Origin of the sequence: Paenibacillus sp. NPDC057967 (assembly GCF_042887015.1) — a bacterium.
Taxonomy (GTDB): Bacteria; Bacillota; Bacilli; order Paenibacillales; family Paenibacillaceae; genus Pristimantibacillus.
In genome coordinates this window covers 221,856-247,154 of record NZ_JBHVQB010000008.1, presented here as the reverse complement: position 1 = coordinate 247,154, position 25,299 = coordinate 221,856, and the positions used below count along the sequence as shown (strand labels likewise).

The window sequence follows — 25,299 nt, the reverse complement described above, 5'->3', positions numbered from 1 at the left end:
AAGCCAAAATCAAGGCTAAATCCTGTTAAACCAACGGCCGTGACCGTCTGTTTCTGCAACAATAATCTCTTGTCGTACGCCACCCTTGTAGCTATCCACGTGTAGTTGCCGATCCCGCATATTATTGTAAATATGGCATACATCCCGCTGACGTCCCAACCCCTCGATTGTCAGAAGCAGCTCCTCTTTGTCACGCTTGGACAATTGATTTGCAACGTGGGTATGGAAGACGCATAATACCGATTCCGAATCGGTTTCTCCCGCCAGCTCGGCAAGCAGTTTCACCCCGTTGCCTTGAACGAGCCGCGCCCCTACTCTTGTTGCAATAGAAGCGGCTTTATCGAAGCTTGCTCTGCGCTCGGCATGCTCTGGCCAGATCAATGCTTGAAGCCACAGACAGTCTTCCGCTTCCGAGAGATCATTCACATGCAGATCGATGCCAACCCGGTTGGTTACCGGTGGACTTAGGAGCAGCAATTCCGGCCAATCCCTCCCTCTCATCTCCGAGGAGAGCACCAGCTCAGAATCCGGATTGCCATAAATCTTGCCTGGCTTAGAGGAGTAGGAATAGCCGTAACGGTCCCAATGCAGCTGCAGCCCGGCGCTCGTGCCAATCTCTATCAAAGATAGCGGCCGCTGCATCGACGCGTAGATTGAGCAGAAGACGGGATACAGATAAGCACAACGCCTAACCTCGTTCGTCTGCACATTTTTGATCGCCAGAATTGGCAGGATGTCATCTCTGTACTGCTCACAGAACTGCTTGAATGCCGGGAAAGCCTCTTCGGCTGCATCTGGTTCAGCTACAAAAGTTCCATAGTACTTAGCCAGTGGATGCACCTTGCCTTTCATCAGCAAATAGTGAACCGCTCCGAACAACAGATTGGGAATAGGCTGGCCCTTCTTAGCCTCAGATGATAATTGAAGAAGCTCCCGGTCTCCGGCAATCCGCTCTGACAGAGACTCATACAGACGGCTTGAACCGCTGCAATCCTTGGCAAATTGACGAAAATAATCCGCAATGACATCCAATCCCATGACGATCACTCCCGCTGTTATTTTTATCCACTTTACCATGCTCAGTTGATAAGCAAAATTTCATCTTTTCTATATCCCATATAAACAATGCTTATCACAAGCCGGTTAGCAATAGAACCTATTCCGCATTCTGCGCACACTGCTTCTTCCCTATTGATTCACGACTCTGCTATGCTAGTAGGAGTAAACATCTATCGACCGGAGCCTTAATATGTAGGAGATGAAAGCCATGACGAAGAAGAAAACGATGAAAATCGAAACCCCCATTTTGCCAGCTGAGCTGCCCATTCAGCCAAAGCCAGATCTAACTGTCCAGGATTTCGTGGAGATGGGCATCATCCAGGATTGCTCCTTCGACGAACGTGATATTGACCGGGTTACGTTCGAGAAAATCATATTTCGGAATGTGACCTTTGCGGATACGTCTTGGGCCAGAATGGAATTGACTGACGTCATCTTCGAGAAATGCGATTTCTCGAACGCCGACTGGACGGACGCTGTCCTCCATCGCACCGAATTCCGCGATTGCAAAATGATCGGCATGCAGCTAACAGGGGCCACCATTCGCAATGTGCTGATCGACAACGCCCTTGCCGACTATGCTTCTCTGCGAGTATCGAATACGAAGCAATTCATCATTCAGGACAGTTCTCTCAGCCGAGCTGACTTCTGCTTCGCCAAGCTTCAGAAGACCGAGCTGTCCCGCTGCAATATTGATCGCGCCCAGTTCTCCGGCACGCCGCTAAGCGGCATGGATCTAAGCGACTGTGAGTTCAACGGACTGAGTGTCAATATCGAGGATTTGAAGGGCTGCATGATCTCGCGCGAGCAAGCGTATGTATTCGCAGCGCTATTCGGCCTCATCGTAAATGAATGATTCCAGGCGCTCAAAGAAAAAAAGCTGCCCAACGGCAGCTTTTTTCGATTCTATAGGGAGATTTACACGTCGATGGTTTTAATGACTCTTGCCGGATTGCCGCCTACGACGACATTCGCGGGCACATCCTTGGTTACCACCGCCCCGGATGCGACCACGACATTGTCGCCGATGCTTACGCCAGGGTTAATGACTGCACGTCCTCCAAGCCAGACATTATGGCCGATCGTGACAGGCTTGCCGAACTCGGCTCCCGATATGCGTTCTTGAGCATTCAACGGATGAGTGGCCGTATAGATATGTACGCCCGGAGCGAGGAAGCAATTATCGCCAATTCTAACCTCGCATACATCCAGAATGACGCAATCGAAGTTGGCGTAGAAGTTCTCTCCCACATGGATATTATATCCGTAATCGCAGCGGAAGGTTGGTTCTATATAAAGATGCTCTCCCGTAGAGCCGAACAGCTCCTTCAGGATCGCTTTTCGTTTGCCGTCTTCCGTCTCCAAGGTTTGATTATACAAGCGGCTCAGCCTTCTGGCATTTAGCCGATCCTCAGTCAGCTCCGGATCAACCGCCATGTAGAGCTCGCCCCGAATCATCTTTTCCTTCTCAGAACTCATTTGTTCATTCCTCCTTGCCTAATCTGCCTAGCCGCCTTGCTTTCTCCATTATAACGAATCTGGACAGCTCTGCCGACCGGTATGTTCCTCGCCCCCGGAACAGCGTTCATGTTATGCTGGTGTAGTATCGCTGATCAGATCTTTGCTATTGGAGGCTATATTCACCATGATTCATTACATTCGTTTACGTTAATGAGCGGCACGGTAGATAAAGCTCGGCTTTTTTTCTGAGAGAAGAAGCCAGGTTTATTTGGCTGTGCCTTTTTCATTCAACGAAAACGAATGGAAGGGTGTTTATTTGTGCTGAACAAACGCAATCGTATTCTTGCTGCCGAAGCAATGAGCATTCACAGCAGCTTATTCCAATGTCCACTCTGTTCATCCTCGATGCGTGTCGAGGAGCTTCGGCAACTCATCTGCCGCGAAGGTCATAGCTTTGATATCGCAAAGCAAGGCTATATTAATTTCCTGCCGCGTCCTGCGGCGTCCAAATACGATCAAACCTTATTCCGCTCCAGAAGCATCGTGAGCAAGAGCGGCTTCTTCGAGGCTCTCGATCGTCTGATAACCGACCAAATCCTTGCACAAATTCGAAACCAACCCCTCCGTCTGCTTGATATGGGATGCGGGGAAGGCTCACATCTGGCCCGCATCCTGGACATGATGCAGGCCGCAGGCTGCAATGGTACGGCGGGCGTCGGACTGGATATTGCCAAAGAAGGCGACAGAATGGCCGCCAGCCGTCAGCCCCATCTCCTATGGTGCGTCGCCGATCTGGCTCGAAGTCCGCTCGCGGATGGCAGCTTCGACTTCATACTCAATATTCTTTCGCCTTCCAACTATGCACAATGCCAACGCTTGCTGAAGGATGATGGATTTCTGATCAAGGTCATTCCTGGCAACGAACATCTGCAAGAGCTGCGCACGGCTTTCCGCACATCTAGCAGGCCGTATTCCGGCACCAGGCTGGAAGAGAGATTTCGGGACAACTTCAAGCTGATACAATCGCTTCCGCTGCGCACCCGATCGCAGCTGGATGCCTCTCTCATCCCTCACGCCATTGCGATGACCCCGTTGTCTTGGCATGCGGACACAAGGAGCCTCCAGTCTTTGCAGGAGCTAAGTTCCCTTGAGCTCACCTTGGATGTCACGATTCTAATAGGAAGAAAATAGGGCAAACAAACGAAGACATCCCCTCTCTTCTTCATTCGGAAGAAGAAAGGGGATCATCTCTCTAAGGAGGTTCATCCACATGAAAGTGAAAGACGCGCGCAAGGCAGCGGCTGAATGGATACAGGCGCATGCCGCTCCAGAAGAATGGTTTCGCGGCGCTTATTTCAGCGGCTCGACGATCGATATGCCGGATGACGCCGAGCTCCCCGCCAGCTCGGATGTCGATATCGTGGTTGTCACCGCAGAGGACGAGCCGCCGGTCAAGCCCGGCAAATTGGTATTTCAAGACGCGCTGATCGAAGTGACCTTGGTATCCTGGAACCAGCTCGTCTCAGCGGAAGAGGTGCTCGCTTCCTATCATCTGGCAGGAGGCTTCCGCAAAGATACGATCATCACCGATCCTACAGGGCAATTGCGTAAGCTTCAGGCCGAAGTAGGAGTAAGATTTGGCGAGATGGCATGGGTGCGGCGGCGTTGTGAAAGTGCCCGTGACCGAATCGCAAACGGGCTCGGAGCACTCGACGTTCATACCCCGCTGCATGACCGCTTGACGGCATGGCTGTTCCCGACTGGCGTGACCACTCACGTTCTGCTCGTAGCCGCTCTTCGTAATCCCACCATTCGGCTGCGCTATGCCGCTGCGCGAGAAGTTCTGAAAGAGTATGGCCAGCAGCATCTGTACCCGCAGCTGCTGCGATTGCTCGGCTGCAGTCATCTGTCAGCCTCGCGCGTGGAGCATCATCTAGGCGAGCTTGCCCGTGCCTTCGATGCCGCTACTGAAGTAGTGCGCACTCCCTTCTTCTTCCGTTCCGACATTTCGGCTCTGTCGAAACCGATTGCCATTGACGGCAGCTATGAGCTGATTCGCTCTGGCCAGCACAATGAAGCGGTATTCTGGATTGCGGCAACCTTCGCCAGATGCCATCAAATTTTCGCCGCCGATGCGCCCCACTTACGGCAGCTTTACTTGCCCGCCCTTCAGGCGCTAACCGATGATCTTGGCGTGACAGATGCATCCGCCATGGCAAGCAGAGCTGAAGCCGTGCTGCAATTCTTGCCAGAGCTATGGGCAACTGCGGAACGTATGCTTCAGCTTAATCCAGCTATTCTAGAGAAAGGTTGAGCATAGACGCTGTGGCTACCCGTACTCAACCTCAAATCAGAAAGTTATCACGAACTCGTCGTAGCTATCCCTTCATAATAATCCGTTGCTTTGCTGATGCGGAATCCTGTGGACTCATACAGCCCTAGCGCACGTTCATTTTTCACAGCCACTTCAAGGGCAATGGACGCTTGCGGGTCCTCGGCTCGAATGACCTCAATCGCCTGCTCCAGAATGGTTCTGCCATATCCGCGTCCACGCTCGCTGGCAGCTACGACAAATCCATAGATGAACGCGCTGCCGTTCACGACGCGGGCATGAACCTTCCCGACGGTTCGGCGAGCGCCCTCCTCCCCTTCGATATCCGCTATATAGACGCGGCTCGTCCGCGTCCCATTCGGCTTCTCCAGCAGATTCGCCGCATCCTCCTCCGATAGTCCGAAGCCTTCCACATTCATTCTTACAATGACAGCATCATCGTCTGAATCAGCTTCACGAAGCTTCAAGACTCCAATATGCTCGCGGTCCTCCTGGACAGGCGGCTCCAATAGCTGCATCCAGTATTCCGAGTAGACATAGGGTATGGACCAGTGGTCCATAACCGCCTTGGCAGACGCTGTTCCCTGCTGGCACATAAAGACCAGCTTCGGCACATTCCTTCGCAGGCACTCCTCTCTCGCTGCCTGTACCAGCTGGCTGAATATGCCCTGGCGCCGATACCTCGGATGCACCATGCCGCTAATCTCCACTTCCGTGGACTGGAATTGATAGATGCCCAGAAAGCCAACCAATCGGCCGGATTGGTAATAGAGAAAATCACTCGTCTCCGTGCCTGAACGCTCGCGCAGCATATTCCAGTTGAGCTTCAGCTCAATTCCCTCATGCCGATTGCAGGTATCGGCCAGCAGGCCAATCGCATCCAGCTCCGTATCGTTTAATGTCTCTCTTCCATATAAGCCATCTATCATAAATCGCATCTCTCCTATACAAGGGTTATAGCCAAATGCTAAATTTCCCAATACCTATGATTACTAGTGACTAGTGTACCCTGAATGAACGTCACTGCCTACCCGGACACGCCGAAAACCCGTAAGCGGCTGCTCCACGCGGAGCGCCGGCTTACGGGTTTCTCAACTCTCACCTATTTCCCTATCCTTACATCATCTGTTGTCTATTGGATGCGCCGAGTGAATTCTCCGCTCTGAGGAACAGCTGCCTCAGCAGGAAGAAACCGAGCACGCCGCATAATGTAAAGGCAAAACAAATTCGGTACAGCGTCGATGCGCCCAAGTTCTCGAACATCCAGCCGCCAAGCACCCCGGCGACAATACCGGATACGCCGCCCCATGTCAGACCGTAGACGGCCTGGCCGCTCGACCGGTATTCGGCAGGCACCAGATGGGATGTAAGCTGCGTACCGATATAGTAGTACCCGCCGAACGTGATAGAATGCAGCAGCTGGATGAAGATCACTTGAATCGCTGAGCTTGCAAGGGACATGAGCAGCCATCGAACCGAAAAGAGAGCGCTAATAATGACCAGCCAGCCCAGCATCGTACGGGAATTCTTCTTCAAGTATTTATCCAGCAGCAGGAACACGGGCACTTCCAGAATCGCCGTCGCAAAGGCGGACCATCCCACAACCGTATCCGTTCCCCCCAAGCCCTTAATGTAGATGCCAAGGAAGGTCATATTGATTGAATTGGGAATGGAGATCAGGACGCCCAGGCACACAAACATGAGAAAATATTTGTTCTGAAATACCTTCAGATACCCTTTATTCGAGAACTTCTGCTTCAGCGGTCTTTCATTGCCGCTTGGCATGAGAAAGGTAAAGAAGATAGCGAACAGCAGCATCACATCGAATACGATCCACAGCTTACTGATACCCAGCCAGCCGATGATCGGCCCCGCTGCGACTGCGATCAGCGCCCATCCCAGCGAGCCCCATGCCCGGAACTCCCCGAATTTACGGTTCGTTCCTTCGATGACATTCAGAATGAGGCTGTTACTCTGCGTGAACAGCGGGCTCTGGAAGGCGAAATAAAACAGCATAAGCGTATAGATCAACGTATAAGATTCCGTCATGAAAACGAACTGCATACAGACGAAATTGCCGATTAAGCAAATAATCAGGATACGTTTGTTGTTGCGAAGACGATCCGCCCAATACGCCCAGAATGGATTGGCTACCAGCCCGATGAGCGGGCCGCCTGCTACCAGTAATCCAATCTGTACATTGGAAAGCCCGATATCCTTGAGATAGAGCGCAAAGAACGTGCTGTAGATCGCAAGGGCCCCATAGAGCACAAAGTTGAATACCTTCAGCATTCCCAGCATATTACGGCTTATCGTGTGGTCCGACATGTTCCCTTCATCCCTTATACTAAGACATTGGTAGATTGTGAATGCGCGATAATTTCTTCTGCTGTCACTTCACGTCCCAGTTGATCCGACAGGTATACACCTTCGCTGATCAGCATCGTCTGCAGCGCGATCTCCGCCGTAGGGAGCAACGGCACTCGGCCTTGAATCGCAGCAATCCAATGCTGCTGTGAGGAGGCATAAGCGTCATAATCCGGCTTCAGCCTGCCCCAGCGCAGATCCATGTCATCCAGATTAACCGTGCTGTCCAGATCCATGTCGGCTACCGTCGTATGGAAGGTCAGTGCGCTTGTCTGCGAGATGGAGGAGTAAGAAGGCAGGCGAACCCCGCCTTTGCTGCCCAGCACGCTGGAGCCCTCGAAGCCGCCCATATGGACCGACCACGCCTCGATCAGGTCAAGCGTCACGCCTTCCTCGAAGCGGACGAAGCCAAGGCCAAGCTCCTCTACGTCGAACTGGGATTCCTCGCGTCTTGCCTCGTTCATATCCATCTCCTGATACACCTTGCCGGAGACGCTCTTCAGCGTCGGAACCCCAAGCAGATACAGAATCTGTGCAATGTGATAGACGCCCATATCCAGCAGTGCGCCGCCCGCAGCCGTCTCCTTGCGGTTGAAGAACTTCGTTCCGTAACCGTCCACGAACGGACGCCCGCGGCGGCGGAAGCCGGTCGATCTGGCGTGATACAGCTTGCCTAGGCTTCCTTCCTCGATTAAGGCTTTCGCCGCTTTTGTCTCTTTCTTATATAACGTATTCAGCTGAATATGAAGCATATTACCAGTGGCTTTAGCCGTCTCCAGCATCGTTACGCCGTCGTAGTACGTACCCGCGATTGGCTTCTCGCAGTATACATGCTTCCCGGCTTGAAGCGCCTCGTTCGTCACCGGGGCATGGAAGTTGTTATGCAGACAGACGTCGATGGCATCAATGTCATCCCGCTTCAGCAGCTCGCGGAAATCTGTATACACATCCGGAATACCGAACTGGCTAGCCACGGCTTGCGCCGCTTGTTCATTAATATCGCAGACCGCCACCACTTCGGCGTCCTGGATCTTCGCATAGTTGCTCAAGTGTGTCTGTCCGATTAGTCCTACGCCGACAATACCGATTCTAACTTTGCTCACGCTGCGTTCGCCTCCTATTGTACGTTGCCCAATACTTTTTTCATCGCGGCTAGCGTCCACTCCACCTCGATATACTGATTCCTCGGAGCATTATGCTCGACTGCCCAATAAGCATCGTAGCCTGTACCGACCAGCATCTTCGCAATCGCCGTCGCACGTTCCTCCATCGCTAGCGTATTGCCGCCAAAGTGAATATGGCAGGCCCACGGGGCGATGATCTCATCGCCGCGCGCCGGATCAACCTTCCAGCGGTCCACATGAAGCAGCACACCAAAGTTCGGATGATTAATGCCTTCAGCAATTTGCTTCAGAAAGTGCGGGTTCAGCGACGGTCCCATATGGTTCTCGGGACCAACCTTGAAGCCGTAGTCGGCGCCAATCTTGCAATACTCCTGGTATCTCGTCACCAAATGCTCGTATTGCTCATTGCTCATCTCATAGAAGTCGCCATTCTCTTCCTTGGAATACGAGCCCCCAGTGTCGATGCGGACCGTTTTGGCACCCAATATTTTCGCAGCCTTCAGATGCTCCAGCGCGTTCTGGTACTGCAGCTCGCGCTTCTCCTCGTCCGTATCCCATAGGGAGGCCGTATCGATTGCAAAGTTGACGACCGTCATCCCCTTCTCATCCAGCGCCTCGCGAATCTTCACCAGATAATCCTCATCGGCCAGCTTCCAGACCGGCTTGCTCTTATCCACGAAGAAGCCGTTGTACAGATCGACCGTGTCCAGTCCATAGCGGTACTTGACTGTCTCCAGGTAGCCGAATATATCCATTTTGCCTTCCACAAACGTATTGTTGAATGAATATCCACCGATTGAAAGCTTCATAGAATTGCCTCCCGATTACTTATTTTTGGCCCACTCGTCCAGCTGCTTCTGCTTCTCTGCAATCACCTTGTCAATGCCAGCGGCCTTCAGAGCGGCGATGAACTTCGGCAGATTCACCTCAGGATCAATCGTGCCGGTCTCCAGCCCCATTGCATATTGGCGGGTAACATTCGTAATGGCTGCCAGCTCTGTCTTCACCGGAATCGGATTGTAGGTGAAGCCCAGCGCTGCCGACTTCTTCGCTTCTCGGTTGTACTTATCCATCTCTTGCCACAGATTCGGCACATCCGTCGCCCAAGTGTAGGATAAGAGCTGATTGCCGAACATCCAGCCTTGTCTGAGGTTGAATCCGCTATTGGAAGCGTCCACACCCGGCGGGAAGTCGATCGAGCTGTCTCCGACCTTGACGTAATGCTTGTCTTGAATGCCCCAGTTGATCAGGTTGACGAGATCCGGGTCAGAGTATAGCAGGTCCAGGAACATCATCGCCCGATCCGGGTCCTTCGAGTTGGTCGGAATGCCGAGCATAATGCTTGTAATGGAGGTAGTGCTCGTAATCTGCGAGCCGATATCCACCGAAGCCAGCTTTGTGTCGACTCTGTTCTCCGTCTGACCGACCGCGCCCGGCTTTCCTTTATTGATAACCGAGAATCCGATATTTGCCTTAATGTAATCAACCGCTGTCTCCTTGCTTGTCGCCGCATCCTTATGGATGTAGCCGGCCTGATACCATCTTCTGATCGTATTCAGCATATCGGCATACTCCGGCGTCTCGTACAGATTAACAACCTTCAGCTCATCCAGATTAGGCAGTACGCCAATGTAGTCGCCAAGGATATCCCATCTGGTCTCAAGCAGCCTGTTCGCAATAGAGGCAGCTGCGCTTGCTTTGCCCAGTACATTGACATTCGGTTCATTCTCATGAATAACTTTGTAGATAGCGTCCAGATCATCAATAGTCTTAATGTTGCTAATGTCGAGCTTGTACTTATCCAGCATATCCTGGCGCATCAGTATAATGGGATGGGATGCAAAATCCCGGTTGGTCGGAATGGCATAGGTTTGCCCGTTCACCTTCGACGCGCCCAGCACCTCAGGCTCGAACGCCTTCACGATACCCTGCCCGTGCTTCTGGACTAATTCATCCAGCGCCACCAGCTGCCCTTGCGCCACTTGCCTGGAATAATCACCTCCGCCAGTCACAATCAAATCGACTTGTTCATTGCCCGTCAGCATGAGAATGGACTGCTCCGCCCACGCAGCGGGTTCAATTCTGACTAACTTCACCGTCGCATTGATCTTTTCCTTCGTGATCTTGCTCATTTCTGCCGCAACCTCGTCCAGATCCTTCTGCGGCGGGCCATAGAACACCATATTAATCTCGTAAGGCGGCAATCCTCCGTCGTCCGTCCCGTTCTGCCCATTATTCGCGGGCTCATTCGACTTGCCGCAGCCTGCAAGCACCAAGCTTGCCGTCATCGTCAGTGCCAATACCGTTGTGCTGATTTTTTTGAACATATCCCAAGCCTCCCCTTTTTTTGGCCATTCGTATGTCGTTGCTATTCTCATCCGGGCACTAGCCCTTTACCGCCCCAACCGTAAGTCCCTTCGCAAAGTATTTTTGGAAGAACGGATACGTAATCAAGATTGGAATGACGCCAATTACCGCAATGGCCATCTTCAGGCCATGACTCGGAATATCCCCGGCCTCAACCATGTTGTCCGCCGCCTGAACATTCGTCATCAGGTACTGCGAGTTAAGCAAAATCGTATTCAGCATGACCTGTATGCTATGCAGCTTGCTGTCGGTAATATAGATCAGCCCATTGAACCAGTCATTCCAATAGTTGATAATTTGGAAGATGCCTACGGCCCCCAGCACGGGCTTCGATAACGGAAGCACGATGCCGTAGAAGATGCGGAACTCTCCCGCGCCGTCGATCTTCGCTGATTCGATGACCTCTGTCGGAATGTTCATCGTGAAGAAGGTCCGGATCAGGATGACGAAGAACGCACTGACTAGCAGGCCCGGCACCAAATAAGCGGTTAGCGTGTTTTTGATCTCGAAGACATTTGTATACATGAGATACGTTGGCACGAGACCGCCATTGAAGAGCATCGTGAAGAACACAATGAATGCGATGACGTTACGGAACGGCAGATCCTTTCTGGAGATGGGATACGCCAGCAAGGTCATCATGATCAGGCTTACCGCCGTACCAAGCACCGTGACGAAGATGGAGATGCCGTATGCATTCAGAATCATCATCGGCTCCTTCAGCAAGTAGCGGTAGCTCTCCACGCTGAACACGCTAGGCCAGATGGAGTAGCCATTCTGGATAATCGCGCTCTCGCTAGTCAAGGAAGCGGAGATGAGCACAGCGAACGGAATTAAGCAGATGCAAGCGAAAAGAAAGAAAATGATATGAATAACCGTCTGTTCCAATCGATTGGCGCGCATAGTCTCTGTCTCCCCCCTTAGAACAACGAATTATCCGGATTAATTTTTTTCACAGCATAATTGGATGCCAGAATAATGATAAATCCAACCACGGACTGGTACAGTCCGGCAGCGGATGACATGCCGATATCGCCATTGCGCAGCAAGGAACGATAGACATAGGTATCAATAACGTTGGTCGTCGGCAACAGCACGCCCGAGTCCAGGGTTACTTGATAGAACAAGCCAAAGTCCGAGTAAAAAATACGTCCGATCTGCATAAGCGTCATAATGACAATGACCGGGGTAATTAACGGGATCGTAATCTTCAGGATCTGCTGGAACTTGTTCGCCCCGTCAAGCGTCGCCGCTTCGTAATACTCCTGGTCGATGCCGACCACAGCCGCGAAGTAGATAATGCATAGATATCCTGCGGTGCTCCATATTTTCACAAAGGTTAGAATGTAAGGCCAATACCCAGGCTCGTTGTACCACATAACCGGATCAATGCCGAGCCAAGGCATGATCGTCTTGTTCATTAATCCCGTCTCTGCACTAAGCAGCGAGAATACCAGATAACCGATAATAACTGATGAAATCAGATACGGAAGCAAGACGACGCTTTGATAGAACCGCGACAGAAACCGGTTCTTCATTTCATTCAAGAGAATCGCCAGTCCAACCGCAACCACCAGATTCACAACGATAAAGACGAGGTTGTACAGAATCGTATTGCGGGTAATGATGTAGGCATCTGCTGTCTTGAACAGATATTCGAAATTTTTGAAGCCTACCCAGTCGCTGCCGAGAATCCCCTTTGCAAAGTTGATGTCCTTGAACGCGATGATCATTCCTAGCATAGGCACATAGTTGTTAATCAGCAGATAGACAATGCCGGGAATTAACATGATGTACAACATCTTGTATTTCATAGCTTTCTTCAGGGTACTCCCGTTAGCCATCGCCTTCATGGCCAGCCTCCCTCCCTCTTTCACATGATCGTAACGCCGGCTACAACACCTATTGTAGAGGATCATGTAAGCGCTAACCGCCAACATACTGACCAGTTCATCGCAATATTCTGACTTCTCGTCAGAATGGGGTAAGGGAATTGCTATGGGAACGGCTTGTCCGTTCTGGATGGTATAGCTTCTGTTCTGCCGCACTGTTGATTCTTTCCTGTCTGTCTTGCCTTTGGCCTGCCGCACCGCCGACTCTTGCCGACGGCCCGGCTTTCTGTCCCGCCGATATTACGGCTTCCTGCCGGGCGCCTTTCTTGCTGCTTTGCGATATTCATTCGGATTCATCTGAACGCTGCTCTTGAACACCTTCGAAAAGTAGGAGAAATTTGAATACCCTACAGACGAAGCGACATCGCTGACGGACAGCTCCGTGCCGGTCAGCAGCTCTCTCGCAATAGCCATCTTTTCGTCCAATATATATTCTACGATCGATTGACCGATCTCTTTCTTGAACAGCCGCGACAAATAGTCAGGATGGAGATGCACATGCCTCGCAATATCCTCACGAGAGATGCTCTGGCTGACATGCTGCGAAATGAAGGACTTTACTTTATCCATCACAGTCGCATTGTCCTCTGTATTGCGGGCGTAGACGATCGTCCGGGTCAACGACGTTTTTGTCCATATCTGCAGATCCGTTAGCGAACGAACAGCCTGCGACATGCGCTCCAGCGACACTTCCTCGCCAAGCACCTGATAAGCCTGCCATTCTTTGTACTGAAAGAAGTGATACAGCATCTGCAGGAAATTCTGGAGAAACTGCTGCAGCACCTCCGCTTTCAGACAGCCTACCTCCTGCAGCGATTGCAAATAATGCTCCGACTCCGAGAGAATGGCGTCATAAGCGCCTTGCTCCAGCATTTTCAGCCACACGTTCATACGAATCACGTCGATCGATTGCGAACTGACGAGCTCCTCGCTCCAGAAGAGGACGTCATTGCTGCGGTTCAGCACATTGTCCTTCATCCGAATGAGGCTGTCATACCGCGTGGCGATCTCATGCGGCATACCGGGCTCGCCGATGTAACAGGAGATGTCGCAGCGGAAGTAGCGATTGCAGGCCGCAATATAGTCAATCAATATTTCCCTCAGCCATTCCCGCTCGTCTCCCGGAGGGTCTGCGGGCAGAATGGCGACATACAGATCACCACTCATGCGTACAAACGGACGGTGCTCGCAGCCTCGCCAAATGATTTCGTCTGCGGTATTGCGAAGCGCGTACTCCATCAGCTTCTCGTCGCGAAGGCTCAGCTTCTCCGCCCACCGCTGTACGTAGACCAATACAGGCAAGAAGGCTTCCGTCTCCTTGATCGGCAGGCTTTGGCTATGGAGCGCGTCCCGTATGCGATCAGGATGCGAGGATTGGCGGCGGTCCATCACGTCATGCCAGAAGCGCTCCATCAAGACGGGGCGATGCGTCTGCCAGAGCATGGAGTAGTACTGCCCCTCCGCCTTGCTCATATGTTGCTCCCGCTTCTCGCCTACCTTCTCGACTCCCTTCTGCACCACGCTCCGAAGCTCCTGGAACTTGACCGGCTTCAGCATATAATCCAGGCTGCCCAGCTGCAGTGCTTCCTTCGCGTAATCAAAGTTGGAGTGACAGGTGAGAAAGATGGATTCCGTGAGCGCATGCTCCTCCCTCACCCACGACAGCAGCTCAATGCCGCTTCCCTGTGGCATTTCAATATCGCAAATCATAATATCAATGGGATGCTCCGCGAAGATATCCTTCGCTTGCTTCATATTGTGGGCGATATGAATACGGGAGATCGACAGCTCCTCCCAGTTCACGCCCCCTTGAACGGCTCTTACCGCATGGATCTCATCGTCAACGATCAATAATTGATACATCGTATCCCTCCTTAGGGCTGGTCTTCGAGCAGAAGCGGAAGCCGAATCTCGACCTTCGCTCCACCGTCCGGATGATTGGACAATTGTAGCTGAGCTTTGTCCTCATAGATGAGCCGAAGTCGCCGTCTTGCATTCCATATGCCGATATGATCGCTTCCATGATGTTCCGCGGCGGGTTCTTGCTGCCACTTGCCCAGCGCCTCGTCCGGGAAGCCTTGCCCGGTATCCCGAATAATCAAGCGCAGCCCATCCGGCTCATCCCGCCTGATATCAACGCTTAGATGAATAGGCTCATCCATCGTAATCGCATGCTTAATCGTATTCTCCACGAACGTCTGAATCATTAGCGGCGGAATGCGCGCCTGCATGAGCGACTCATCATCGCTGCCAATTTCGTACGTGAAGCCGTCCTGGAACCGCATCGCTTGAATGTTCAAGTAATTGCGGGTATGCGCAATCTCATCCGCCACTGTAACCAGCTTCAGATTGCTCTGGAACATGAATCTCATATATTGAATCAAGTAGTCCGACATATCCTGGATCAGCTGATAGTTGCGGAATTGAGCCAGGTTATAAATCGTATTCAGCGCATTCAAGAAAAAATGCGGATTAATCTGCAGCTGTAGATGCTTCAGCTCCGCTTGCTGGCTAAGCAGCTTCTCTTCGTAGACATTGATTTTCAACGCTTTGATCTGATCCACCATACTGTTGAACACGTCATTCATCAATTCAAATTCCGAGGAGACGGGATGGCGCTCGACCCGTTGATCCAGATTGCCGTCGCGTACCCTGCGCATAACCGTCACGATCCGGTTGATCGGGATTAGAATGTTCTGCCGCAGGAACATATAGAAGATCGGCAATATAATGAGCGCCCCTAGAATGACTACATACCAGATGCGTTGGAGAAATGGCAAATGTTCCAGTATGACGTTGTACGGAATCAAGATAAGCAATGAGAACTGCCCCTGCTCAGACTGAGTGCTGACTTGCAGGTAATCCTCCCCGTTGTCACTGGGCATGACTCCGTTCATCGGCACCATGCTATCCGTCACCAGCAGCGACTTTCCTTCTGGCCCCATATCCAGCAAGCCCAGCGGGCTCATCAGCTTCGAGGCCTTCACCCAGCCCCCAATATAGACATTGCCAATTTTCTGGATTTTGGTAATGTAATAGTCCTCGCCAAGCTGGTAGGGGAACCACTTCTCGAATGCCTGCTTCGGCCACAATTCCCGCTCCAGCAGCATGTCCGTCATGCCCTCCCGAACCTCCTTCAGCCGATCCATGGTCTCCCCCGGCGGCTGATTCGTAATCAGCTCCTGATTGACGGAGGAATAGACGAACAGATAATCCATTTCCTTGTACGTATTGATATCGCGCTCCAGCTTGTTGAACAAGTTGATTTTGGCCAAATAATAGTTATCGCTGCTGGTTTCCCTCGAATTATCCAACATAATTAAATCGCTTTCAAAAGCGACCGTTGTTCGCAAATACTTGTCCACTTCCTCCAGATTTCGGTCAATCTGATCCATATAGAGGGCGGCCAGATTACGGTTGGAGTTGGCTACTTGCTCGCTTACGACCCTCATCGCGTAATAGTTATCGAAGATCAGAAGCAGCTGAAGCGGAATGACAAATAAGAGAAACCCGACCAGCAGCTTGAAGCGTATGGACTTGTTCGACAGCCTGTGCGCCCATTTCATAACACGCTCTCCCCCCGATGTGAAGCGTATTGCCGCTTCATGCTTGTAAAGTTATAGCTAATCTTCCTTTATGACGATATGCCGATTTAAGTGAGCGCTTACATAAAATCCATCGGCGCCAACCGCGGCAGAGTGAAGACGGAGCCCTCCACGAATGGCAAAAAGGGACTTAACTCCCGGGTATGCCGGCCCCATGCTCATTCGGCTATATCCACACCTAGCAGATCAGCCTCGAATGGAGAGACTTCTCTGTGGAAGGGAGACTTTTCGGCATAATAAGTTTGGACCTCGTTTGTTTTATCATAGGACCGCTCCCTCTATAATTCCAATACTATTATATGGGCAAATGATGCAATGCTCCTGAAATAGCTTAAACCTTTAGGGATGTCCCACATGAAAAAGACCCCGACCAATGATCGGGGTTCTCTCTGTATTTCAGCAACAGTTGTGCTGTGCGGCATCCGCTTATTCGCGGTTCAGTACATTGTAGATCGCTTGCGCGCTCTCTGCGCGCGTCAGATTCTCTTGCGGGGCAAAGCGTTCGCCTGTACGTCCTTGCACAAGACCAAGCTCGGCGGCTGTACGGACGTCCTCCAGTGCCCAATCGCTAATCTGGTTCTGATCGGCGAAGGATGGCGCGTTCTTAGATGTCGCCTTGCCTTCCATTGCGCGATAAGCGCGGAGCAGCATGACCGCCATCTCTTCGCGAGTGATTGCATCATTCGGCGCAAATCTTTCCTTAGTGCGGCCCGTTACGATACCAAGACGGAAGGCTGATTCCGCATATGGCGCGTACCAAGCATCTTGAGGCACATCGGCGAAGACACCTGTCGCAGTTTTCTTGCCCGCCTCTCCATCCAGCGCCCGGACGAGCATCGTCGCGAATTGGGTGCGCGTCACTTGGGCTTCCGGCGCAAACTGCTTGCTGTTCATGCCTTCGATAATGCCCTTCACAGCTAGAGACTTAATGGCCTGCATCGCCCAGTGGCTGCTTGGCACATCGGTGAAGCTGCGGTCGGCTTCCAGCACGCCATACGCGCTAAAGTGATTCAGCTTCGCCGTCATAGCTCCCTCATGCAGGTCTCCGCCTACATAAGTTGCGGTGCTGTTCTCGCTGATGAAGTAGATCCCGCTTAGCTCACCATTGATGCCTGCTTCTACGGCAAAGGTGACCGTAACTGGCTCTTCAAACTGCGATAGCACGCCTACTTCACTATTGCCTTGAAGGAGAGAGATGCGGAAGGCGTAAGCGGTCGAACCTTGCTTGAACGACCAGCCTTCCCGGTCCTGCTTGCCAAGCAGCGCTTCAAGCTCCCCGTTTGTCAACGGCTTCGCCTGGAATCGGAGGACCGTATTCTCAGCCGAATTGCCAGCAGGCAGCATTGCTGCTGCAGCGGCTAGCACTTCATTGGGCAACAGGACAGTCAGCCCGTCAGCTGCCAGCTCCAGATCGCGGTCTCCCAGCAGCTTGGCAGCTTGCAGAGGAAGAATAGCGGAGGTGTTGCCGCTTGACAGTTTGACCGTTGTTTTGCCTTCTGTTCCCGTTGTGAGTACGCTGTCTTGAATGACGTCTGCTCCTGGCCATTGCGGGGTCTCCATAACCGGATCACCGCCGCCTTGCTGTGGAGGCTTCGGCGAGACACCGCTCAGAATGACCGTTCCGCCGTCTGCTCGGCCTGGAAGCTCAATTGCAACGGTGCGGTTGGCCGAGACGATATACGTATCGCCGCTATACTCATCCACTGCCGTCGTACCCGGCACGAATGGAACAGGCAGCGTCACGACTGCCGCTTCTTCAGCCGTATTAATCGCCGTTACGATATTGTCATTGCCGTATTTCTTGCTGAAGGCCAGATAACCCAGCTCATCCGAGCCTGCCAGCTTCAAGCGTTCTCCCTTAGCATAAAGCTTGGAGTGCTTCGCCCGAATATTGAGCAGCTTCGTATAGTGCTCATGCAGCTTCTGCTCTTCGTCCAAGCGATCCCAAGGCATGTCGCCCCGGTTCTCGCTGAATTGGCCCTGGCTCATATCCCGTGCGTTCGCGCCAGAACGGCCGAGCTCCTCGCCATAGTAGATGACCGGCATGCCCTTCGCGGTGATTTGCAGTGCGGCCGCAATCATCAACTTGCTCTTGTCGCCATCCACATAATGGGACAGGAAGCCGTCCTCGTCGTGGCTGCTCAGAAATTGTGCCATCATTGTCGTATTCGACAGCTTGGATTCACGGTCTTGCAAATACGCGTCCACCGCGTCGATGCTGCCATTGGCAAAGTTTTTCGCTTGCGCCTTGAAGCCAAAGTCGAGCAGCGCATCCATCTGGCCGCTTGCCAGCATGCCGCCGTCGCCCTCCACCGTGCCGCCGAAGTATTCGCCCAGCAGCTTGAAGCTTGGATCGATGGCGGTCAGCGCGTTTTTGAATGCGACCCAAGTCGTCGTCTCCACATGCTTCACCGTATCGACACGGAAGTAATCGATGGTGTCGCCGCGATCCGTTCTGGCTCTCTCCAGCCAGCCCGTCTGCCATTCGATAATCTGCTCGCGCACGTCGGCATTCTCCGTCATAAAGTCCGGCAGGCCGTCAAGCTCGCCTTTAATCGGGTTAATGTTCGCTGACAAGCCGTTCGTCCGCAGCATATCTGCAAAACGCGCCTTGTCTTCCTCCGTCACGCCTGGCTGATTGTCTCCGGGCTTCAAGCCATAGCCAGTATGATTGAGGACGACATCGACCATGATTTTGATACCGCGGTCATGCGCCTTCTCAATCAGTTCCTTGAAGGTCTCCATATCGCCCAAATGCTCATCGAGCTTTGTGAAGTCCTTCGCCCAATAGCCATGATAGCCATACTGCTTGCCGCCGAAGCCGGTACCTTGGTTGAAGTCGATATTGTCTACAATTGGCGTAATCCAGAGCGTGTTGATTCCCAGCTCATCCAAGTAATCGAGCTTGTCGATTAGGCCTCTGAAATCGCCGCCATGATAAGCTTCCAGATGCGACTTGTCTACGTTGATGTTATTGGTCTCGTCTCCGTCATGGAAACGGTCCGTCAGCAGGAAGTAAATACGCGACTCATCCCAGTCGAAATCCAGATCCCCTGCGAACGTTCTCGGTTTGACCGTTACTTGAATCCGCTGCGTATACGCATTGCCATATTGGTCCACAAGTGTCACCGGTATGGTCTTTACGCCTGCGGTTACCGATTGTTTCACGGCAATCGTATGAGCCATCAGCTCCACGTTGAACGGTGCCGTTGCCGAACCGCCCAATGCGGTCAGGTCCATATAGCCCTCGCGGAATGCCAGCGGCTCCGCGCTGGCAGCGCTGATGCGAAGCACAGCATTCTCGTCATACGTAATGGCGCCTGGCTTTACGTTGCCCGAGAGCGTAACGGCCGGCTTTTTATACACAACCTCGGACTTGCCGTCCTGTGTGTTCGCCGGGTCGCTTACTTCTGTAGTCCCGCCGTCCTTCGCAACCAGATAGCTGTATTCATAGTTGCCCGGAGATACATTCCGAAGCGTATAAGTGAACCATTCTCTGGATTCGTCGTAAGCCATATCATACGACTTGCCGCCGATTTTCACCTGAACACCTTCTATTGTATCCATCAGCCCCTTGCTGAACAGGCTGGCGTCACGATAGCGGAACGTGATATTCCCGTCATGCAGGTAAGGACCGTAGATGGACGGGAATACGTCCAGTTCGCCGACCATGCTATTCACATTCACTTTCATGTAGCGGTCGCCATCGGTCAGCGGGATGACACGGTCATACGGAATATCTTGCTTCGCCGTATCCCAGTCCGTACCCTTGCGAAGGACGAAGCCGACACCGATGGCATCATCATGTAATTCAATAGTAGCGGTGGCGATGCCGTTCTCTATCTTATCGAACAACACCTCGCCGTCTTGCGCGCCCGTGTTCCACACCCAAATGTTCCAGTCCTTATAGTCTCCATCAGGACGAATGTAGTTGAATTGAAGCGTACGAACCGTATTTGGCTCGGCAACCTCAATCTGCACCGTTGCCTGGAAGCCCTTGTATTCGACGGTAATCGTCGCACGGCCCGGGCTGACTGCCTGAATGACGCCTGCTGAAGACACGGTCGCTACGGCTGGCTTGTCGGAGACAAAGCTTGCCCCGCTCTTCACTTTCTCCCGGCTGCCGCCCTCGTACTGAGCGTACACCGAGACGGTATGGCTGCCATCAACCTTAATCGTCTGCTTGCTGCTATCTAGCTGAATCGATACTAGCGCTTGTGCCGCCGCATCCATACGGATAACGACCGCGCTTAGCGGATCGATTGTAAGCGACTGTTTTGTTAGTGTAAAGCCCGATGGATCGGATACGGCTACCGTGCCAGCCTCGTCGTTATCGACAATGACCGTACCGCCCGTCAAGTCAGCCGGGAGCGTCAACGTTCTGCTCTCATCGTCGGCATTAACGAAGACATAGTAATGGCCTGTTCCGTCCATGGCGATGTTTTTGTAGCCGATCAAAAGATCAGTGTCCCCGATCTCCGGAGCATCGATCAGTGTAACGTTGGAGTTCACCAAATCCTGATCGCCCAGACGGAACGCATCCGTATGTCTGCGAAGCTCGATCAGCCCTTTCGTATATTTGCTTGTCACATGGTTGACCGGAAAGGCCGTCTCATCTGTTGCCTTCGTCCAGTCGAACATGTTGATTGCATCTGACGAATCGTAGGAGTCATGGACGAAATACCCGAATACCTGGCCTTCCTGATCCTCCAGCGCGTGGTACTTATGCTCCGGTGTCCCCGGCGCCAGCCACTGCTTCGTACGACCATACTCTTGGCCGGCATGAAGGAAAGCCGTACCTTGCGATGTCAATACGAGCAGATTGCCAAGTCGAATGCGCTGGTGGATCTCCAGATCATTTTCCTTAATGGCAGGGTCTTTCTTGATCGATTGTGCAATTACATCGTATAGCGGCAGATTGTCATGCGCCTCAATATACGGCACAATGTCGCCCGGATCGTCGAAAGCCGTGTTGCTTGGCTGTCCTTTAATATTGTTCAGGATGGTCTGGATGCTTCTGGCGCCGCCTGTAATGAACCGCGGCTCGCCCTCAGATCCAAAGCCGGACTTCAGCTCGTTGCGGATCTCGTCGGAGAATACGCCGACATCATCCGTCTTATCCATCCAATCCTGGTCGGCGCCCATGCCGGCGAGCGACGGATCAGCTTCGTGTCCGGCGAATGTGCGCCATCCTTCGCCGATAAAGAGTGCATTCGGATTCAGCTCAGCAGCCGCATCGTACGCCTTCTGTACGGAAGGATACGTCGCATCGCCCATCATATCCCAGCGCATGCCGTCAATTTTGTATTCGTCAAACCAATACTTCACGGAATCGACCATCAACTTCTCGGCCATGGCGTGATTAGTCGCCAGGTTGTTGCCGAAGCCTCCGATGAACGAGCCGTCAGGACGCTGAAAAGCATAATAGTTCGGAACGATGTCATTCAGGAAATCCGACTTCGCCATATGCGTATAGACGACGTCCAGCACCACGCCCATGCCTGCTTCGTGAATCGCATGGACCAGCTCTTTCAGTTCCTTCACGCGAAGCTCAGGGTCCTTCGCATTCTCGGAATAAGCGCCGTCAGGCGAGAAATAGCTATGCGGGTCGTAACCCCAGTTGTATTCATTGTCCTTGGCGGAATACGACAGCTCGCGCACGTCCATCGCTGCTTCATCGCCGTAGTACCAAGCCATAACCGGCAGCAGCTGAATATGTGTGACGCCGAGTGACTGGATATAAGGCAGCTTGTCGACAAATGCCTTGTACGAGCCCCAGCGTGATTCCAGATCGCCTTCAATGGACGGATCGGAGGTGAAGTCGCGAACATGCGCCTCCCATATAATCGCATCCTCGCGTTGCCCGTAGCCGTCGATGGATGCATAGCCGAAGCCAGCCGGGTCTGTGCCGCTCAAATCAATAATGGCAGCCTTGCCCACTGTATCGCCATCCGGACCTGCCTCGCCTTTCGTATTGACGCGGAACTCGGCCATTGATTTGGCGTACGGATCAAGCACTTGCTTCGTTACGCTGTCATTTGTCACTTCGTATTGATAATAATAGCCGCGCAGATCGGTGACCGAGCCGCCAGACAAGCCGCTTGGAGCCACTGTTGCGGCCCATACGCCATGCTCGCCTAGTGTAAGCTCTGCCGTGCCCACAAGCTTCGTGGCATCGTTCTTGTCGTAGAAGCTCACGGTTACTTCGCTTGCCTTAGGCGCCCACAGCTTCAGCGTCACAATGCCGTTATGGTAGGTCGCACCAAGATCATTGCCATTGTAGGCATACTTATGATCGATCAGCCTCCAGCTCACATTCGCCGCAACCGTTCTACCCTCATAGGTTACAGATAACGGCGCCAGCTCCAGATCAACGTTCCCGGACAGCGTCAGTTGAACAGTCGTCTGACCGGTAATCGTTGCCGAAGCCGCTGTCAGCGGATCGCCGTTCTTGTCTTCTATCATGACCGATTGAAGCAAGCCCTCTGCTTGCATGCCTTCTGTCGTCGTGAAGCCTAACAGCAATTCGTTGTCCGATATGATCTCCGCCGCTACAATAGCCTTGGCTACTTCGCCAGTCGGCGAAGAATAGACCTTATCGTCGCCTTGCTTGATCCAAATCTGGTTGTTCGCAACGGATGACAGCACAACCGACTTGTCGCCGCCATCCTTCTCTCCCGTCGTACGATGCACTATCAGGAATCCTACTTTCGTCGCGTCATCAGCAAGCGGCACATCGACATAAGCGCCGTAGCTATCCTGCTTGTCTGCAGGGAAAGCTGTTGCGCCGGATGGCCAGTTCGCCGATGGCGAAGCTACGTGATCCCATAGCCATAAGCCGAAGCCATCATAGCTTAGGTCCGCACGCTGATAGTGAATACGAAGATGCCCCTCCGGTACCGGGTCCGTGTCGGGATCGACCGGTACGTTATAGCGGGCATTAACTTCATGCGTTGTCGCATCGTAGGTGAACGTAACCGGCAGCTCTTCTTGCAGCGCCAATACAGCATTCGAGCCAGGATAAGCGGTCGCCGTATCCCAGCTGTTGCCGAGAATGATCTTATACTCGTAGCTGCCGCCAGGCAGCGTCGCGACTGCTTCATACACGCCATTGTAATCTTCATCTGTCAGCATAAGCGACGCGTCAGCCGGGCTCCAATTGCCCGCATCACCGATCGCCGTCTGCAGGTCGCCCACTACTCTCGGAGTCTGCTCCCCTGGCAGCGGCAAGTAGTACGTGGAATCTGCAATTTTCCGGGTCGTATGGTTGTAGTAGAATGTGACCTCCGTCTCTTCAGCGAGATGAAGCACAATATTGCCGCCGTCCTCTACACCAGCCGGATTCGTATAGTTGCCGTGCCCATAGCTTTCGTCCCACGTGCCGTTCAGCGCCACCTTGTACGAATAATCCCCTGCAGGCAGCGTGCCGGTAAGCCGATATTCTCCTCCTCCCGCATAAGTCATTGCCGTATCATCCGAAGATGGGTCCCAGTCTCCGGCAGCGCCAAGCGCTGTCTGCAGCGTACCCACCACAGTCACCTTGCCGGGCAGCTCGCCGCTCGCCTGTGCGGGCGGAATGCCCATCGTCGTCCAGGTCAGCGCCGCGATCAAGACAATCGCCATCAGCCTTCTGAACTTGTTCATCATAGCCATGCATTAGTCCCCTTTCTCTGCGCAAACGTTTGCATCATGCGCAAAATAAAAACAAACGAACCCAAGTATCTAAATCCGGACTGCCGAAATGGCAAAAATCAACTTGAAAGCGTTTGCTTACCGTCAATTTTAAGCTCCAAAATAAAGCGCTGTCAATCCTTTTATCGTCCCATTTGAGCTAAGGAAACAAAATTCCACAAATTCTCGCCAAAATGACAACGTTTGCGCAATGGTGTAGCTAGACGCTTTGGAGAATGAACTCTTCTAGAATGAATGGAAATATAGTACATTTTAGAAAGCGCAAAAAGGAATACGCACGAAATATCCCACTACAGGTTTGCCTAGGAGGCTTTACATACCATGCTCAAAAAAATCATCAAGTGGCTGCTCTGGATTGCGATCACGGGTATCACTCTACTAGCCGTATTCCTGATTTACATCACCGCGATAGACTATAAGCCGCCAGCTCAGGTGCAGCTGCCCCATGAAAGCCGACAGTCGGCGGGCATTAAGCACAACGAGCCATTCAAGATAACAACCTTCAATATTGGCTATGCCGGCCTGGACCGTGGACAGGACTTCTTCATGGATGGCGGTACGAGGTCGAGAGCCGCCAGCAAAGAGCAGACAGAGGCTAATCTGGAAGCGGCGATCCACTTTCTGAGAGAATCAAAGTCCCGGCTTATTCTGCTGCAGGAGGTAGACCGAAAGTCTTCCCGCAGCTATAAGGTCGACGAGGCTCAGTGGATTGGCGATGGCTTGCAAGACTATGACCAAACCTTTGCCTATAACTATAAAGTTCCGTGGGTGCCCGTTCCCTTGACGCAGCCGATGGGTGCGGTGAAGAGCGGACTGCTGACGCTGTCGTCCTTCACAGCCAGCTCCCATACCCGCTACGATCTGCCGGGCAAGGAAAGCTGGCCGGTGCAGCTGTTCGAGCTGGATCGCGGCTTCATCGAGAGCAGACTGCCCGTCGATAACGGCAAGGAGCTAGTGCTTGTGAATTTGCATTTGTCTGCCTTTGACAAAGGAGGCCGGATACGCAAGCAGCAGCTCGACTTTCTCGGCGACTATCTGGAGAGTGAGGCCACTAAAGGGAATTACATCATAGTTGGCGGCGACTGGAACCACTCTCTGCCGTCTACGGATCCAGACGCCTTCCCTGCACAGCAGGAGTGGCCGGAGTGGCTGCAGCCGTTCCCGGAGACATTCGGCCCTGACGGCTTCCAGTGGGCAGTCGATCCAGCTGTGCCTACCGTTCGAACGCTCGACACCGCCTATGAGGAAGGCGTCAACTTCCTGGCGGTCATCGACGGCTTCTTCGTCTCGCCTAATATCGAGATTGTGCAGGTTGCGGGTACGTCTCTAGCCTTCGAGCACAGTGACCATAATCCGGTGACGGGGACGTTTATTTTAAAGTAATCAGAAGCGCCAGACGC

16 protein-coding genes are annotated in these 25,299 nt (G+C 52.7%); 4 read left to right on the top strand and 12 right to left on the bottom strand.

All coding sequences use genetic code 11. The features are described from left to right. Nucleotides 1-15: 15 nt before the first annotated feature. On the bottom strand, nt 16-1,038 hold the full coding sequence (locus tag ACFVSO_RS21470; protein ID WP_387477344.1) for a DUF2332 domain-containing protein: 1,023 nt from the start codon (nt 1,036-1,038) through the stop codon (nt 16-18). Between the two features lie 229 nt (nt 1,039-1,267). Between ACFVSO_RS21470 and ACFVSO_RS21465 the strand changes: the two genes are divergently transcribed. Next, a complete protein-coding gene (locus ACFVSO_RS21465; protein ID WP_387477342.1) occupies nt 1,268-1,915 on the top strand; it encodes a pentapeptide repeat-containing protein in 648 nt (215 codons plus the stop codon). Between the two features lie 62 nt (nt 1,916-1,977). On the opposite strand, the gene maa is transcribed toward ACFVSO_RS21465, so the two are convergent. Continuing rightward, the gene (gene maa, locus ACFVSO_RS21460; protein ID WP_387477341.1) at nt 1,978-2,538 is read right to left on the bottom strand and encodes a maltose O-acetyltransferase; all 561 of its coding nucleotides are present in this window, start codon (nt 2,536-2,538) and stop codon (nt 1,978-1,980) included. A gap of 300 nt (nt 2,539-2,838) precedes the next feature. Here maa and ACFVSO_RS21455 point away from each other — a divergent pair, with 300 nt between their 5' ends. Further along, nucleotides 2,839-3,711 carry a putative RNA methyltransferase gene (locus ACFVSO_RS21455; RefSeq protein WP_387477339.1) on the top strand — a complete coding sequence of 291 codons (873 nt, stop codon included), beginning with the start codon at nt 2,839-2,841 and terminating at the stop codon, nt 3,709-3,711. 79 nt (nt 3,712-3,790) lie between these two features. Then, a complete protein-coding gene (locus tag ACFVSO_RS21450; RefSeq protein WP_387477337.1) occupies nt 3,791-4,834 on the top strand; it encodes a hypothetical protein in 1,044 nt (347 codons plus the stop codon). A gap of 47 nt (nt 4,835-4,881) precedes the next feature. Here the strand turns inward: ACFVSO_RS21450 and ACFVSO_RS21445 are convergent, their stop codons facing one another. The 10 genes from ACFVSO_RS21445 to ACFVSO_RS21400 all read right to left on the bottom strand — a co-directional run bounded on the left by ACFVSO_RS21445 (nt 4,882) and on the right by ACFVSO_RS21400 (nt 23,860). Continuing rightward, nucleotides 4,882-5,781 (bottom strand): GNAT family N-acetyltransferase, encoded by a 900-nt coding sequence (locus ACFVSO_RS21445; protein WP_387477335.1) that lies wholly within the window; start codon nt 5,779-5,781, stop codon nt 4,882-4,884. A 187-nt stretch (nt 5,782-5,968) separates the two neighbouring features. Then, on the bottom strand, nt 5,969-7,180 hold the full coding sequence (locus ACFVSO_RS21440) for an MFS transporter (RefSeq protein WP_387477333.1): 1,212 nt from the start codon (nt 7,178-7,180) through the stop codon (nt 5,969-5,971). Between the two features lie 14 nt (nt 7,181-7,194). Beyond that, the gene (locus ACFVSO_RS21435; protein WP_387477331.1) at nt 7,195-8,322 is read right to left on the bottom strand and encodes a Gfo/Idh/MocA family protein; all 1,128 of its coding nucleotides are present in this window, start codon (nt 8,320-8,322) and stop codon (nt 7,195-7,197) included. Nucleotides 8,323-8,336: 14 nt separating this feature from the next. Further along, complete coding sequence (locus ACFVSO_RS21430) at nt 8,337-9,152, bottom strand: sugar phosphate isomerase/epimerase family protein (protein WP_387477329.1); 816 nt, start codon at nt 9,150-9,152, stop codon at nt 8,337-8,339. A 15-nt stretch (nt 9,153-9,167) separates the two neighbouring features. Next, complete coding sequence (locus ACFVSO_RS21425) at nt 9,168-10,670, bottom strand: ABC transporter substrate-binding protein (RefSeq protein WP_387477327.1); 1,503 nt, start codon at nt 10,668-10,670, stop codon at nt 9,168-9,170. 58 nt (nt 10,671-10,728) lie between these two features. Then, nucleotides 10,729-11,613 (bottom strand): carbohydrate ABC transporter permease, encoded by an 885-nt coding sequence (locus tag ACFVSO_RS21420; protein WP_119801886.1) that lies wholly within the window; start codon nt 11,611-11,613, stop codon nt 10,729-10,731. A gap of 17 nt (nt 11,614-11,630) precedes the next feature. Further along, nucleotides 11,631-12,554 carry an ABC transporter permease gene (locus ACFVSO_RS21415; protein ID WP_387477610.1) on the bottom strand — a complete coding sequence of 308 codons (924 nt, stop codon included), beginning with the start codon at nt 12,552-12,554 and terminating at the stop codon, nt 11,631-11,633. 288 nt (nt 12,555-12,842) lie between these two features. Further along, complete coding sequence (locus ACFVSO_RS21410) at nt 12,843-14,465, bottom strand: response regulator (RefSeq protein ID WP_387477325.1); 1,623 nt, start codon at nt 14,463-14,465, stop codon at nt 12,843-12,845. A gap of 11 nt (nt 14,466-14,476) precedes the next feature. Then, nucleotides 14,477-16,168 carry a sensor histidine kinase gene (locus tag ACFVSO_RS21405; protein ID WP_387477323.1) on the bottom strand — a complete coding sequence of 564 codons (1,692 nt, stop codon included), beginning with the start codon at nt 16,166-16,168 and terminating at the stop codon, nt 14,477-14,479. 465 nt (nt 16,169-16,633) lie between these two features. Further along, nucleotides 16,634-23,860 carry an alpha-amylase family glycosyl hydrolase gene (locus ACFVSO_RS21400; protein WP_387477321.1) on the bottom strand — a complete coding sequence of 2,409 codons (7,227 nt, stop codon included), beginning with the start codon at nt 23,858-23,860 and terminating at the stop codon, nt 16,634-16,636. A gap of 360 nt (nt 23,861-24,220) precedes the next feature. Between ACFVSO_RS21400 and ACFVSO_RS21395 the strand changes: the two genes are divergently transcribed. Beyond that, entirely contained in the window at nt 24,221-25,282 is a 1,062-nt protein-coding gene (locus ACFVSO_RS21395; RefSeq protein WP_387477319.1) for an endonuclease/exonuclease/phosphatase family protein, read from the top strand. Nucleotides 25,283-25,299: the final 17 nt, after the last annotated feature.

Coding starts and splice junctions, on each gene's coding strand:
- ACFVSO_RS21470 (WP_387477344.1), bottom strand. CDS start 1,038: ATGGGATTGGATGTCATTGCGGATTATTTTCGTCAATTTGCCAAGGAT.
- ACFVSO_RS21465 (WP_387477342.1), top strand. CDS start 1,268: ATGACGAAGAAGAAAACGATGAAAATCGAAACCCCCATTTTGCCAGCT.
- maa (WP_387477341.1), bottom strand. CDS start 2,538: ATGAGTTCTGAGAAGGAAAAGATGATTCGGGGCGAGCTCTACATGGCG.
- ACFVSO_RS21450 (WP_387477337.1), top strand. CDS start 3,791: ATGAAAGTGAAAGACGCGCGCAAGGCAGCGGCTGAATGGATACAGGCG.
- ACFVSO_RS21445 (WP_387477335.1), bottom strand. CDS start 5,781: ATGATAGATGGCTTATATGGAAGAGAGACATTAAACGATACGGAGCTG.
- ACFVSO_RS21440 (WP_387477333.1), bottom strand. CDS start 7,180: ATGTCGGACCACACGATAAGCCGTAATATGCTGGGAATGCTGAAGGTA.
- ACFVSO_RS21430 (WP_387477329.1), bottom strand. CDS start 9,152: ATGAAGCTTTCAATCGGTGGATATTCATTCAACAATACGTTTGTGGAA.
- ACFVSO_RS21425 (WP_387477327.1), bottom strand. CDS start 10,670: ATGTTCAAAAAAATCAGCACAACGGTATTGGCACTGACGATGACGGCA.
- ACFVSO_RS21420 (WP_119801886.1), bottom strand. CDS start 11,613: ATGCGCGCCAATCGATTGGAACAGACGGTTATTCATATCATTTTCTTT.
- ACFVSO_RS21415 (WP_387477610.1), bottom strand. CDS start 12,554: ATGGCTAACGGGAGTACCCTGAAGAAAGCTATGAAATACAAGATGTTG.
- ACFVSO_RS21410 (WP_387477325.1), bottom strand. CDS start 14,465: ATGTATCAATTATTGATCGTTGACGATGAGATCCATGCGGTAAGAGCC.
- ACFVSO_RS21405 (WP_387477323.1), bottom strand. CDS start 16,168: ATGAAATGGGCGCACAGGCTGTCGAACAAGTCCATACGCTTCAAGCTG.
- ACFVSO_RS21400 (WP_387477321.1), bottom strand. CDS start 23,860: ATGGCTATGATGAACAAGTTCAGAAGGCTGATGGCGATTGTCTTGATC.
- ACFVSO_RS21395 (WP_387477319.1), top strand. CDS start 24,221: ATGCTCAAAAAAATCATCAAGTGGCTGCTCTGGATTGCGATCACGGGT.